The following is a 13,643-nucleotide window of genomic DNA, read 5'->3' as shown; positions in this document are numbered from 1 at the left end:
CCCATACCATGGAGTTAGGAAAACAGATTTTAAAACTTTTTGATCATCAAGGCATAGTACTGGAAAACAAAAATATATATGCTTTAGGTCGCTTTAATAAAATTTCATCGCTGGGAATGATACAGAAAATCTATTAAAGCGAATAAATTTTTAGTTGTAAAAGAAAGCGGTTACTTAAGGGTTGTTCCACGTTTGTTTGTTTTTGTCCCAATTATGAACGGAAAGGAGAAGACTTTGCCATGCCTCAGGGATAGAGATTGGAATTGAAAGCTATGAGACGCAGGGGTAACCAATTAGCTGTTTATTATGCTCAATAGGAGGTTTGGGAATGAAAAAAACCATAACATGCTTGATTTTGTTTGGACTGCTTATGAGTATGTTGCCGATCAAAAATGTGAGCGCTTCCGATAATACTAGGCTTACCCAATCGGCAACCGCAAGCTCCGTCGAAGATTCGAGTAAAGCGGCTGATTTTGCGATCGACGGTGACCCGCTAACTAGATGGTCCTCACAATATTCAGATCCGCAGTGGATAAGTGTAGATCTCGGTAGCACCACCAAAATCAATGGCGTTACGCTTAACTGGGAAGCCGCTTACGCGAAGTCTTACCAAGTTCAGACATCGACGGATGATGATCATTGGACTACCGTCTATTCCACCACGACTGGAGATGGAGGAATCGATAAGATATCTTTCGAAGCAACAGACGCTAGATATGTAAAAATGAGTGGCATTGAAAGGGCTACCAGCTACGGATATTCCCTTTGGGAATTTGAAGTGCATTCGGCTGACCAGCCGGAGGATAACTCACCTCCAACAGCGCCCTCCAATCTGGCCAGTTCCTCTGTATCGGATACGACAGTAAGCTTGCAGTGGACGGAATCTACAGACAATGTAGGTGTTTCAGGCTACGACATCTACAAAGGATCAGACCTCGTAGGTTCCAGTGCGTCGACATCCTTCATCGTTACCGGCTTAACAGCCAACATGGCGTACAGCTTTTACGTGAAAGCTAGAGATGCCGCAGGTAACGTGTCAGATGCAAGCAATGTGATTGATGTTACCACCACCACAGCTAACACAAATATTGTTTCAGGTGAAACATATAAACTAACGGCACAGCATAGCGGCAAAAATCTGGAAGCAGGAGACTCAACTGCCGATGGAGCGAAGGTGCAGCAGTGGACGGACAGCGGCAGCGCTCGGCAGAGATGGAAAGTCATTGACGTTGGCGACGGATATTATAAATTGATTGTACAATCCAGCGGTAAAGCATTAACAGTAGCCGGAGGCTCCTCAGAAGATGGTGCTAGTGTACAGCAATGGACAGACAGCGATTTAACTAATCAAAAATGGAAAATGATTGACGTCGGCGGTGGATATTATAAGCTGCTTGTACAATCTAGCGGTAAAGCGCTGGATGTAATCGGAGGTTATACTAATGACGGGGCAAATGTGCAGCAATGGACGGATAACGGAAATGATCAGCAGAAGTGGAAGTTTACGCTTGTTGACTCAACCCCTGATACGACGGCACCAACGGCACCAACAAATCTGAAAAGCTACTCCAAAACAAACACTTCGGTGAGTCTTGTATGGACCGCATCAACAGACGATGTAGATGTTACCAGCTACGATGTGTATAATGGAACAACTTTAGTCGATTCAACAACCACGACAAGTTATACGGTGACGGGACTTACCGCTAATACAGCATACAGCTTCACTGTAAGAGCCAGGGATGCAGCAGGAAATATTTCAGCAGCAAGTAATATCATAAAAGTTACGACGAATTCTACAACTGAGAATACAGGTTTTTATATTAACGGAACAACGCTCTACGATGCCAAGGGAAATCCGTTTGTGATGAGGGGAATCAATCACGCTTATACCTGGTATAAGGGACAAGAGTCTGTAGCGATCCCTGCCATTGCGAAAACGGGAGCGAATACTATTAGAATCGTACTGTCAGATGGTCAGCAATGGACGAAAGATGATCTGTCAGCGATACAAAATTTAATCACATTATCAGAGCAAAACAAATTAGTCGTTGTTCTTGAAGTCCATGATGGCACAGGGTCTGACAGCGCTGCTGTATTGGATAATATCGCTAATTACTGGATTGAAATGAAAAGCGCACTCATTGGGAAAGAAAGCACCGTCATCCTCAATATCGCGAACGAATGGTATGGAACCTGGGATGGAGGAGGCTGGGCGCAAGGTTATCAGTCTGTTATTCCTAAGCTCAGAAATGCTGGCATCAAAAATACAATTATTGTTGACGGTGCAGGATGGGGGCAGTACCCGCAATCTATTTTTGACTACGGAACAGAAGTCTTTAATGCAGATCCACTTAAAAATACGATGTTCTCCATTCATATGTACGAATATGCCGGCGGAAATGCCGCCACAGTAAAGAGCAATATGGATAATGTACTGAATAAAAACCTGGCTCTGCTGATTGGAGAATTTGGTATTAAGCATACAAGCGGTGATGTGGATGAGGCTACCATTATGAGTTACGCTGAGCAAAAGGGCGTAGGTTATCTTGCATGGTCTTGGAAAGGAAACAGCCCGGGTCTTGATTATCTGGATATGGCCACTGACTGGCAAGGATCCAGCCTTACGGAACAAGGTCGTATTATCATTGAAGGCCCTAATGGTATTAGGGCGACATCAAGATTAAGCACGGTTTATAGCGATTCAGCCAACAAATAGTCATCCAGTAAACCATGAGTATTTAACGTTATCCAACAGTGTCCAGCATGAAAACAAGTCTTTGCTGTATGCAAAGCCGCCAACTTGGCGGCTTTTTTTGTTGCAGAGTAAGAATATACATCGAATCAATTCAAATGTCGTCTTACAACCTACTAACTTAAAAGAATAATAAACAAGTTATGGAGACGGAGACGATTGAAAGTATATTAACTTGAGAAAGCAGCTACAATGTTCATTAGAGAAGCAGCACCCTGAAATTCAGAGAACATGTTAGAATCAGAAACGGATAATTTTACTGAAGAAAATGAACTAAGGAGCGGTTGAAATGGCGCGTGTTTTATTTATTAATGGTGGATCAGAGGGACATATCAATCCAACCATTGGAGTTGTACAGGAGCTTATTTCGCGCGGAGAAGAGGTAGTGTACTTTTCTATAGAAGCCTTTCGGGAGCGTATCGAGAGGACGGGAGCTTCAGTACGAACATTTGACGATCAAAAATTTATAAAAGCTTTTATCTCAGGTGGAAGAGATTATTTGCTGGAAAGAATTAACGGTCTTTTACTTACGGCAGATATCATCATTCCAAGCGTTCTCGAACAGATCAAAGGAGAGCATTTTGATTATATCATCCATGATTCCATGTTTGGGTGTGGACGTATACTTGCTCAAATTCTTAAGCTTCCTGCAATCAATTCTTGTACTTCTTTCGCCCAGACAAAAGAATCATTCAATCATATTATGGAACAATTCTCCATTAATGTCCCTAAAGATATAGTTAAACCTATAAATGATAAATTTCAAAACCTGACGGCAATGGTAAAGGAGAAATATGGAGTGGAGATCCATTCACCTTACGAAGTGTTTTGTAATCCTGCACCACTTACAATCGTATATACAACAAGAGAGTTTCAACCTTATGGAGAAGCATTCGACCAAACTTATAAATTTGTAGGTCCATCCATCTCTTCACGATTAACGCAAGAAAGCTTCGATTTTACTGCAATCAAGGAAAAAAAACCAATTTACATCTCATTGGGTACAGTCTTTAACCGAGCAATTGACTTCTATAAGCTTTGTATTGAGGCATTTGGGAACACGGATCATACGGTTGTCATGTCGATTGGGAATAGAACCCAAGTTTCCGATTTAGGGGAAGTTCCTGAAAACTTCATCGTAAAAAATGATGTACCACAAACGGATATCTTGCAACACACTAAATTATTTATTACACATGGTGGAATGAACAGTACCCACGAAGGTCTATATTACGGGGTTCCGCTGATTATAATCCCGCAAAGCGCGGATCAACCGATCATCGCAGGACAAGTCGCCAATATGGGAGCAGGTATTAAGTTACAAATGGAAAGCTTGACTGCAAATCAATTGCGTGAAGCCGCAGATCATGTGTTAAGCCTCCCATTCAAAAAAGCTGTTGCACATATGAGAGAATCTTTTCAAAAAACTGGTGGATATCACCAAGCTGTTAATGAGATTTTCGCATTTAAAGGTCAATATCATATTTAAATATATATTGGATGTAAGCTCGTCTATTGCAGCATATTAGGGAATTCGGTAGAATTTACTCATACTACTTATGAGTAAGCTGGAAGGAGAGAGTAAAGGTTGAAGCAGGAGTATTGTACGCCGACTCAGCACCCAAAGTGGTTTGGACTGGCTGTTCAAGCACTTGTTATATTGTCGCAGGAAGACAAAAGCATAGCTTGTCCAAGTATTGAACTCGCCAAATATCTTCAGTCGGAGCCTTCTTTGCTGCGCCGCATACTTTCCGTTCTCGCAAAGGAAGGGTTTATCGGGACCCGGGAAGGCCGTGACGGTGGGTACCACCTTAGGAAACCGGCAGAATCTATACAACTGGTTGATGTATATGATGTATTTCGTTCAGGCAGCAGGCTTTCCTTCGGTATTACCGAGACAGCTGGCACGCATCCGCTCGGTAAATGTATGAAATCTACACTTGAGGATATTACTCAAGAAATGGACGACAGCATACGCGGAGTATTAAGCAAGTACACGATTGCAGATCTCGCCAACCAACTGGAAGCCAAGCTTTAGATGGACCTGGAAAAAGACGGTTGACAGCGGCTTGCTTAGATTTTATACTGTGCAATATAAACCACAGTTAAATGCAAGCCGCGCGCAGCGTTAATTTTTAAGGTTATCTGTGTGAAAATAAACACAGTTATGTCTGTGCGCAGAAGCGGAAATATCTTGGATTTTTCAAGGTACTTCGTTTTAGTAGGAATTCAAGCTCTGACTAGCCGCAAAGTCTGAATTTAACTGTGCTGAATAAAAAACAGTATTTATTTAAAAGGAGGATTCATAATGTCAACTTCAACTCATACTGGCCAGAGCTCCGCCTTGTTCGCCGATGTCATCCGCGAGCGCCGCTCTGTGCGTCATTACGACAAATCGGTTCGTCTATCTCACGAGGAAATTAAGGATATTCTGAAAGAAGCGTCGCTTGCACCTTCTTCGAGTAATGTTCAGCCCTGGCGCTTCTTGGTTATTGAAACAGAGGAATTGAAAGCAAAACTGCAGCCCATCGCCTATAATCAATCCCAGGTTACTGAGGCTGCAGCGGTGATCGTTGTGCTTGGTGATACGGAAGGATATAAGAAGCTCGATGAAGTTTTCGGCGAAGCAGTAAAACATGGCTATATAGCGGAAGATACCGCTAAATCGTTCGTAGAAAGATCGATTCATACGTATGCTTCGTTACCAGAGGAAAGCCTTCACAAAGTCATTCATATCGATGGTGGTATTGTATCCCAGCAGCTCATGCTGGTTGCACGTGCTCACGGCTACGATACGGTCGCGATGGGTGGCTATAATGCGGCCGAGCTTAAGCAAGCGTTCGGTATTAGAGACCGCTACATTCCAATCATGCTGATTGCACTCGGTAAAGCGGCACAACCGGGTCATCAGACAACTCGGCTGCCGATAGACGACATCACATTCTTTAACGAGATGCCCGCTAACTAAAAACAAAACCCAACGAATTTAATTTTATGAATGAATAGAGACGAGAAATGACAACTTAAGGAAGTAGTATACATTCACAATTTCCAAAGGAGGATATCTGTTATGGCTCACCAGAAGAGAAGGAAAGAAGCTGCATGGAAGTCACGAAAGCAAGAACAGCATCCCCATGGTAAAATCAAATCGCTCAAGGAATTGTCCAGCGAACAGGATTGAGGAGTATACTACTTGGAAAAGAAGGGCTGTCGATGAAATTTATCGGCAGTCTTCTCATGGTGTGTGATCATAAAGGCCCTTCATACAGGCGGCATCCAATATGTTTTATTTCAGTGGTCAGTAATATTGGAGGCATTGAGTTAGCTATTCACCCCTGAAAATATACATAATATTTTCAGGGGTGTTTTTATTAGGTTTTCTTTGTCAAAGCGAAAAATTACTGCAATTCACCAATGCGTGTGGGGTACTGTCGGCCCTTTTACGGAAAGCTTACCGACGGACGGTAGAGGACGTTCTTCGCTTGCAAGAAGCCGTAAACTGATGATAACGTTAATTTGACGAAAGCTAAATTAGGATGGGAGTTGAAAATTCTTGAAGAAACTCGGTAAATTTTTGCTTGTAGGTTTAAGCTTGGGGTTGGGCCTTGCAATCGGTAATCTACAGACTCCTGCCGCCTCTGCCGCTAGTACCGAATATTATGTGTCGACAATTGGTAGCGATTCCAACGCGGGAACAAGCGACGCGCCGTGGAAAACGCTCCAGCATGCGGCTGACACAGTCTCTCCAGGCAGCAAGGTCTATGTCCGAGGCGGTGTTTACAAGGAGAAACTGAAAATCACCCGCTCTGGCTCCGCCTCGCAAGGCCCCATCGTGTTCGCAAGCTATGGCAACGAAACCGCCATTGTTGACGGAACAGGCCTATCGGTCAGCGGGAACGAGGGGTTAATCGAATTGGCCGATGTCGATTACGTTACCATCCAGGGGTTTGAAATCCGCAATTTTACCACAGCTTCCAAGAACGCAGTGCCTACAGGCATTTACGTTCACGGTGCAGGGAGCTTCATCAATCTGTCCGATAACAAAATCCACGACATCAAAAACACGGCCACCCCAACCGGAAAGGACCGGCTGGGACGGGACGCTCACGGCATCGCTGTTTATGGCACGAAAGCTCCTGCATCGATTCACAACCTTACAATCAGCGGCAATGAACTATACAATCTCGTGCTCGGCTCCAGCGAATCGCTTGTTTTAAACGGTAATGTGAACGGCTTTGCAGTGACCAGCAACCTCATTCACGATAACGACAACATAGGAATCGATCTGATCGGCTTTGAAGGAACCGCACCGAATACTGCTTACGATCAAGTGCGAAACGGGTTGGTAAAGGGCAACCGAGTGTACAATAATTCGGTTCGAAATAACCCATCCTACAAGAGCGATGACAACTCGGCCGGCGGCATTTATGTAGATGGGGGCAAGGACAACATTATTGAGCAGAACTACAGTTATAACAATGACATCGGTGTCGAAATAGCCTCCGAGCATGCCGGCAAAGCCACCAGCAATATTACGGTCCGCAGTAACGTGATATATAACAACCGATTGACCGGCATTGCTATGGGCGGCTATGATGACGAACGTGGCTCAACGGTAAACAGCAAGATCGTGAACAATACGCTGTACAAGAACGATACATTGGACGATGGAAGCGGCCAGCTTTTAGTTCAGTATGATACACGAAACAACGTGATTAAGAACAATATTTTTGTAGCGAGTTCGACTGATGTGTTGATCTACAATGGATATACCCAAAATTCCGGCAATGTTGTTGATTATAATTTATATTTTGCACCTGGTGGCAGTTCGGGAGCCAACTGGACCTGGAAAGATAAAGAATATACGGGATTCGCCACGTACAAATCGGGAACGGGTAACGATGCGCATTCTCTGTTTGTCGATCCTAGATTCGTGAATGCCACGAATGGCGACTTCCATTTGCAGCCCTCGTCACCAGCGATCGATTCAGGATCAACGGATAACACCATCATCGGAACCGAGGATATCGACGGGGAGCCCCGCGTGAAAGGGAAGGCCGTGAATATCGGTGCAGATGAGTGAAACAAAACTAGACTCAAATGAATAGCTGATTTATCCCAAAAGCCCTCTAGATTCGAGGGCTTTTGTCTTTATACATATAACATTCATAATTTGTGTATTTGCAATTTTGTAATTCTTGATACACTATAATTGATAATGAGAATCATTATTGATTAATTGAAATGTCACTTTATGATCACCGAGCCCTTGTTGCTATGGAGAGGCATTCGTCCTGGATGTTAACTCGGTTGGCTTTGCCTACTTGAGCATACACTGATCGGAACATTTCCTAGGTGCAACATTATTTTTCTATAGAGAAAGGTTGATAGTATTGGCTGCAAATAGACAATTATGTATTGGGTTATCCTTATCTGCAACATGGATGAAAGGAGACGGTTGGCGGCGCCAAGACAGCGGTGTGGAAAAGATGGGGGCCATTGACTATTACATTGATTTGGCGAAAATGGCGGAGAAGGCAAAGCTCGATTTTCTTTTCAAGGCGGATTATCTGTATGTTAGCCCACAGATGCTGGGCGATTCCGCTAATTTGGGTAGTCCTGACCCTACAATGATGTTTGCGGCGATTGCTCGTGAAACCGAGCGAATTGGATTAGTGACAACAATTTCCACTACCTTTTTACTTTGTCATTTTCATAATATATTAATAATTACACATATATTATTGCAAGGAAAAGGCGCTATTTAGCGTCTTTTTTGTTTCAACGGAAAAAGTTATTAAACCATATTGAGGACAGGATCTTGTTCCTTATATTATACCAGCTTTGCCCAAAAAATAAGTGGAATGCAACCAAAATAATTTTATTATTCAATTAAACAATTGAGTAATATCAAACTATATCATATACTAAGAAAGTTCTATAACAGAATCTAAGGAGGTCAATCTTATGACTATGATGAGAGCGATACAAGTTCCTGCTAAAGGCGAATCCATGAAATTAGTTGAAATTCCTATTCCTGTACCTGAAGAAGGGCAAGTACTTCTCCGTATAGAAGCGTGCGGCGTATGTAACGGTGATTCCATGGCCATTGGTGGTGCTTCCCCAGAATATCCGCGGATACCAGGTCATGAAGTGATCGGAATCGTGACGGAGTTAGGATCTGGATCTACCAGATGGGAAATCGGACAACGAGTAGGTATTGGATGGCATGGAGGACATGATCATGTTACCGGCCTGACTATGGATGGAGGCTATGCTGAATACATGGTAGCATTTGAAGATAGTCTGACCCACATACCTAATGAAGTGTCTTCTGAAGAAGCAGCTCCTTTGATGTGCGCAGGAGAAACTACATTTAGTGCACTGCGAAATAGCTCAGCCCGACCAGGGGACCTCGTTGCGATTTCCGGAATTGGTGGACTTGGTCACTTGGCTGTACAATACGCAAAAAAAGCTGGGTATCAGACCATAGCAGTATCTCGTGGTAGTGATAAAGAGAAGCTTGCTCGGGAACTTGGGGCACATTATTATATTGATTCCGAAAAAGAAGATCCTGCTAAAGCTTTACAAGCGCTAGGGGGAGCAAAAGTTATTCTTGCTACAGCACCAAATGCAAAAGTCATTTCCACATTAATTGATGGGTTAGGAAAAGATGGAGAGCTCATTATTGTAGCCGGTTCTGGTGAACGTTTAGAACTGTCTGCCATGGACTTTCTGAAGGGACCCCATACTGTTCGGGGTTCGTTTACAGGACAATCGAAGGAAATTGATGCGGCAGTTCGATTTAGTGTACTGACCGATGTACGACCTATGATCGAAGTTTTCCCGTTGGAACAAGCTAGTGAAGCATATGAAAAAATGATGTCGGCTAAGACACGATTCCGTGCCGTGTTGAGCATGACCAAATGATAAATCCTTCGCAAATCTCTTCACTCTTGACAGATAAAGAGTACAGTTTTATAATTCAATTAATCAATTGAATATTATATGATTGATGAATATTATATTTATTGGAGGTATTTCTAATGGGAGCAACTGCATTGACAAAAAATACGTTTTCAAATCAAATCCAGTCTGGTGTGACCTTGGTAGACTTTTGGGCTCCATGGTGTGGACCTTGTAAAATTCAGCTTCCTATTGTGGAAGAATTAGCTGATGAACTGAAAGGACAGGCGACATTGGCAAAAGTTAATGTCGACGAAGAAACCGAATTAGCTTCACAATTTGGCATTCGAAGTATTCCAACTTTGTTGCTGTTTAAAGATGGTAAGCTCGTTGATACCATGGTTGGTGTGAATCAAAAAAATGTTCTTAAGGACAAAATTCTTAAATTGGCTAATTGATATGAAAATCGACAACATTATAATGAAATAATGTTGTCGATTTTTTGCTCTTAGAGCGCCCCTTTCAACGTAGCGGATACAATTTGAGAGTGACTCAATATCATCATATAAAGAAGATAATCTTTTAACATATGTGGCTCCCTGCTGAAACATGGAGAAGGAGAGAAACAATGAGAAACCAAGTTAAAAAAAATGCTCCGGTAATCATCGTTGGTGCAGGTTTGAGTGGACTTCGCGCAGCATCGTTACTCACCGCTCACGGTATAGAATGCATTGTTTTAGAATCTAGAGATCGTATCGGTGGTAGAGTTTTGACTTTAGAGGTTTTAGACAATCCTGAACTCGGAAAATTCGATCTTGGACCCACATGGTTCTGGCCACGCTCTGAGAAAATTATTACTCAGCTCACGAAAGAACTGGATTTGGAGACTTTTAATCAATTTAACGAAGGACGAATGCTCCTAGAACGCTCCCAACATGAAACACCACAACAGCATCTTTTGCCAGAGGGGGCAATGGAGCCCTCGCTAAGATTTGTTGGTGGAGTACAGTCTCTGATTGAGGCGCTTAGTGCTACTTTGCCATCAGGAGCAATCCAGCTCAATACACGTGTAACTTCGATTCATCAAGAAGAAGACGGTACAATCTGCTTAGAAGCCAATGGAAAACAATTTTACACAACTGCAGTTATTATCGCTATTCCACCACGGCTGGTTGAAAAAAATATTAAATTCGAGCCAGAACTTCCTTATGAACTGAAGTCTTTTTTAATTGATAAACCAACATGGATGGCCGGTCAAGCTAAAGTGATTGCCATTTACGACCGACCATTTTGGCGTGAAGCTGGGCTCTCCGGTTTTGCATCAAGTTGGGTGGGCCCTTTACAAGAAATTCATGATGCTTCACCAGGTACAGGAACAGGTGCGCTATTTGGCTTTTTTGGTTTACAGGCAAAAAAGCGGAAGATTTTGGGCGAAGGTAAACTCATGCAGCTTGTGTTGGAACAATTGGCTAGACTTTATGGGCCTGCTGCCGAGAATGTAAATACATTACTATTTAAAGATTGGTCAAGCGACACCGATACAGCTGTTGAGGAAGACGCCGAACCACTTCGTGACTATCCAAATTATGGCCCTGTTTACGGAGATCCTTGGGGAGAGGGCATATTTTTTACGGGCACTGAGACGGCTGATCAACAGGGAGGACATTTGGAAGGGGCGATTCAATCAGCTGATCGAATCGTAGCAAGATTTTTAGAACGATATGATGAAGCATAGTACAGATAGTTGTAAAAAAACGGTCATGCTTCGCTAACTTAACATGCTATTGAATATGAAGTGTTTCAGATAAAGTTTGGGGGCTTCAAAATGAAAGAAACAGATATCAAAGATCGATTATATCAACAATTTTCTCGAATCGGGAAATGTTTATCGAGTGACAAGCGCTTAGAGATCATGGACATTTTGTCCAATGGTCCAAAATCAGTTGAAGGTTTAGCAACACAAACGGGTATGAACGTTGCAAATGTCTCTCGTCATCTACAAATCTTACTGGATGCTAAATTGGTCAAGTGTTGCAAAAAGGGGACATACGTCATATACAGTATAGGTGACCCTTTAGTAATTGAATTTCTATCTTCTTTGTGGAAAATATGTGAAGATCGACTATCTGATATAAAGCAGATTAAAACTGAGTTGGAATTACAATATCCAGAGGTTCAAACCATCACCAAACATGATTTGTTAGAAAAAATGAAAAAAAAGACTGTTATTCTTCTAGATATTCGTCCCACAGATGAATATGATGCTTCTCATATTCCAGATGCCATTTCAATACCATTAGACCAACTTGAGAATTACCTGAAGACAGTTGATAAAAGTACTATAGAACTTGCCGCATACTGTAGAGGCCCATACTGTTCACTTGCATCTCAAGCGGTTGATTATATGCTGAAGCAAGGGTATATGGCTTATCGAATTGAAGAAGGAGTTCATGATTGGAATGTGTGTGAGGAGTCATAAGTATCTTTAAGAGAGGAGCAGTTTTATTATGAGTGTAGTGGAACTGACATCAATAGAAGAAATAGATTCCTTTATCGAAATTAATCCTTTGAGTATGTTATACGTATCCCAAGAAGATTGTAACGTATGCCATGCCATTTACCCCAAGCTCAAAACAATGCTTAAACTATATCCTAAATTGGCTCTTGCTCGTGTTAATGCTAGTCAAGTGGAGGAAATCACAGGAAGATTTTTGATTTTTACTGTACCGACAATCTTGATTTTTCTTGATGGGAGAGAATATCTACGCGAAGGGCGTTTTGTTCAATTTGAACAATTAAAAAAACAATTACAGTTATTGTCCGATGAAGTTTAATTTTTCGATGAAAAACAAACGATGCACCTTCAGTATTATGTCCTTTTTTAGGCGTTTTATTGAAGGTGCATTTCAAGTAATGGCCAGTTTTTGTTGTGATTCCACTGAAAAACATGCGTTATGTGTTCTTTTATGTTGATTTTCGTTCCACCAAAGTAAACTCTAATGAATTTAGTGCGTTCTCCGTCTGGTTAAGCTTATTACGAATAATAATAAAGGCATTCTCAGCCTGTAAGTCAACAGGATAGTTGATCGTTGTTAGATCCAACAACTGAGCGGGTACGGAATTATTGAACCCCATAATACCTAGATCTCCAGGGATCGAAAAACCTGAGGTACGTAATGCTTTTGCCAGACCTGCAGCTACTTCATCATTCGCACAAAATATAGCATCTGGTCGATCTTTTTGTGAAATCCACCAATCTGCAAGTTCTTCTCCATCCGGAACAGATAATTTGTCTTCAATGTGAGGGAACTGATTCGCGTTAAGCTGATGCTTTTGCACAAAATCTCTATGAGCACGGATACGTTCTCTTGTATTCAAACCTTCCGTCATTGGATAAACACTAAGTATCTTACGATACCCTTTGGAGTAAAGATACTCCAGTCCATTGAAATAAATTTGATATTGTTCCATAAACACGGAGGGAAGCTTCTCATTAAGAACACGCTGCCAGGTCACAATAGGACCATACTGTGCATACGATTCGATGATATCCCAACTATTACTCCTGATTAGACATAAAATAGCATCCAATTGTTTCCGTTTAAGCATTTCTAGAGCAACAAGTTCTTTCTCTGGATCTTCATTCGTTATAAACAGCGAGATATTAAATCCATGCCTTTCAGCAAAAACTATAAACGCTTGAACAAAGGTTACGATAATAGAACTAAATGAAGTAGCAATGATCCCAATCAAACGGGTCTCGCCCTTTTTTAGAGAGATCGCATTGGCATTTGGGACATAATCAAGTTCCTCCATAATTCTCAACACTTTTTGCCTAGTGGATTCCCGTACGTAGGGATGTTTGTTAATGACGCGTGATACCGTTGCTGTGGAAACCCCCGCTAAATCAGCAATTTTCTGAATATTGGCCAACTCTACCCACCTCTTTGTGTCAGCATAGCATGTTTTAATTCTAGAAACA

At 42.0% G+C, this 13,643-nt stretch carries 12 protein-coding genes and 1 pseudogene; 12 read left to right on the top strand and 1 reads right to left on the bottom strand.

Translation table 11 applies throughout. The annotated features are described in order from the left end of the window. Positions 1 to 328: 328 nt before the first annotated feature. From HFE01_RS05205 to HFE01_RS05155, 12 genes and pseudogenes are all read left to right on the top strand, one after another. Positions 329 to 2,719 (top strand): cellulase family glycosylhydrolase, encoded by a 2,391-nt coding sequence (locus tag HFE01_RS05205; protein WP_107733581.1) that lies wholly within the window; start codon positions 329 to 331, stop codon positions 2,717 to 2,719. A gap of 325 nt (positions 2,720 to 3,044) precedes the next feature. Then, positions 3,045 to 4,244: a macrolide family glycosyltransferase gene (locus HFE01_RS05200; RefSeq protein WP_107733582.1), complete on the top strand. Its 1,200-nt coding sequence runs from the start codon at positions 3,045 to 3,047 to the stop codon at positions 4,242 to 4,244. 99 nt (positions 4,245 to 4,343) lie between these two features. Further along, complete coding sequence (locus HFE01_RS05195; protein ID WP_016820848.1) at positions 4,344 to 4,793, top strand: RrF2 family transcriptional regulator; 450 nt, start codon at positions 4,344 to 4,346, stop codon at positions 4,791 to 4,793. Positions 4,794 to 5,063: 270 nt separating this feature from the next. After that, positions 5,064 to 5,723 carry a nitroreductase family protein gene (locus tag HFE01_RS05190; RefSeq protein WP_016820849.1) on the top strand — a complete coding sequence of 220 codons (660 nt, stop codon included), beginning with the start codon at positions 5,064 to 5,066 and terminating at the stop codon, positions 5,721 to 5,723. Positions 5,724 to 5,825: 102 nt separating this feature from the next. Next, positions 5,826 to 5,936, top strand: a complete 111-nt coding sequence (locus HFE01_RS27220) for a DUF6254 family protein (protein ID WP_014599788.1) — start codon at positions 5,826 to 5,828, stop codon at positions 5,934 to 5,936. 372 nt (positions 5,937 to 6,308) lie between these two features. Further along, complete coding sequence (locus tag HFE01_RS05185) at positions 6,309 to 7,838, top strand: right-handed parallel beta-helix repeat-containing protein (RefSeq protein ID WP_107733583.1); 1,530 nt, start codon at positions 6,309 to 6,311, stop codon at positions 7,836 to 7,838. A 310-nt stretch (positions 7,839 to 8,148) separates the two neighbouring features. Further along, a pseudogene (locus HFE01_RS05180) lies at positions 8,149 to 8,454 on the top strand (LLM class flavin-dependent oxidoreductase); the annotation flags it as partial. Positions 8,455 to 8,722: 268 nt separating this feature from the next. Beyond that, positions 8,723 to 9,685, top strand: coding sequence for a zinc-binding dehydrogenase (locus tag HFE01_RS05175; RefSeq protein WP_025364932.1), 963 nt, complete (start codon positions 8,723 to 8,725; stop codon positions 9,683 to 9,685). A gap of 116 nt (positions 9,686 to 9,801) precedes the next feature. Then, the gene (trxA, locus tag HFE01_RS05170) at positions 9,802 to 10,119 is read left to right on the top strand and encodes a thioredoxin (protein WP_025364931.1); all 318 of its coding nucleotides are present in this window, start codon (positions 9,802 to 9,804) and stop codon (positions 10,117 to 10,119) included. Between the two features lie 170 nt (positions 10,120 to 10,289). Then, positions 10,290 to 11,396, top strand: coding sequence for a flavin monoamine oxidase family protein (locus HFE01_RS05165; RefSeq protein ID WP_107733584.1), 1,107 nt, complete (start codon positions 10,290 to 10,292; stop codon positions 11,394 to 11,396). Positions 11,397 to 11,486: 90 nt separating this feature from the next. Beyond that, the gene (locus HFE01_RS05160) at positions 11,487 to 12,140 is read left to right on the top strand and encodes a metalloregulator ArsR/SmtB family transcription factor (RefSeq protein ID WP_107733585.1); all 654 of its coding nucleotides are present in this window, start codon (positions 11,487 to 11,489) and stop codon (positions 12,138 to 12,140) included. A 28-nt stretch (positions 12,141 to 12,168) separates the two neighbouring features. Then, positions 12,169 to 12,495, top strand: a complete 327-nt coding sequence (locus tag HFE01_RS05155) for a thioredoxin family protein (RefSeq protein WP_107733586.1) — start codon at positions 12,169 to 12,171, stop codon at positions 12,493 to 12,495. Between the two features lie 130 nt (positions 12,496 to 12,625). Here HFE01_RS05155 and HFE01_RS05150 read toward each other — a convergent pair whose 3' ends face one another. After that, positions 12,626 to 13,594, bottom strand: a complete 969-nt coding sequence (locus tag HFE01_RS05150) for a LacI family DNA-binding transcriptional regulator (protein WP_025364927.1) — start codon at positions 13,592 to 13,594, stop codon at positions 12,626 to 12,628. Positions 13,595 to 13,643: the final 49 nt, after the last annotated feature.

It is taken from the genome of Paenibacillus sp. EKM10P, assembly GCF_011800655.1.
GTDB lineage: Bacteria > Bacillota > Bacilli > Paenibacillales > Paenibacillaceae > Paenibacillus > Paenibacillus polymyxa.
The sequence above is the reverse complement of the archived record's forward strand: the minus strand, read 5'-3'. Positions and strand labels throughout refer to the sequence as shown.

Excerpts from the sequence above, each read along its gene's own strand:
- HFE01_RS05205 (WP_107733581.1), top strand. The coding sequence starts at position 329 with ATGAAAAAAACCATAACATGCTTGATTTTGTTTGGACTGCTTATGAGT.
- HFE01_RS05200 (WP_107733582.1), top strand. The coding sequence starts at position 3,045 with ATGGCGCGTGTTTTATTTATTAATGGTGGATCAGAGGGACATATCAAT.
- HFE01_RS05190 (WP_016820849.1), top strand. The coding sequence starts at position 5,064 with ATGTCAACTTCAACTCATACTGGCCAGAGCTCCGCCTTGTTCGCCGAT.
- HFE01_RS27220 (WP_014599788.1), top strand. The coding sequence starts at position 5,826 with ATGGCTCACCAGAAGAGAAGGAAAGAAGCTGCATGGAAGTCACGAAAG.
- HFE01_RS05175 (WP_025364932.1), top strand. The coding sequence starts at position 8,723 with ATGACTATGATGAGAGCGATACAAGTTCCTGCTAAAGGCGAATCCATG.
- trxA (WP_025364931.1), top strand. The coding sequence starts at position 9,802 with ATGGGAGCAACTGCATTGACAAAAAATACGTTTTCAAATCAAATCCAG.
- HFE01_RS05165 (WP_107733584.1), top strand. The coding sequence starts at position 10,290 with ATGAGAAACCAAGTTAAAAAAAATGCTCCGGTAATCATCGTTGGTGCA.
- HFE01_RS05160 (WP_107733585.1), top strand. The coding sequence starts at position 11,487 with ATGAAAGAAACAGATATCAAAGATCGATTATATCAACAATTTTCTCGA.
- HFE01_RS05155 (WP_107733586.1), top strand. The coding sequence starts at position 12,169 with ATGAGTGTAGTGGAACTGACATCAATAGAAGAAATAGATTCCTTTATC.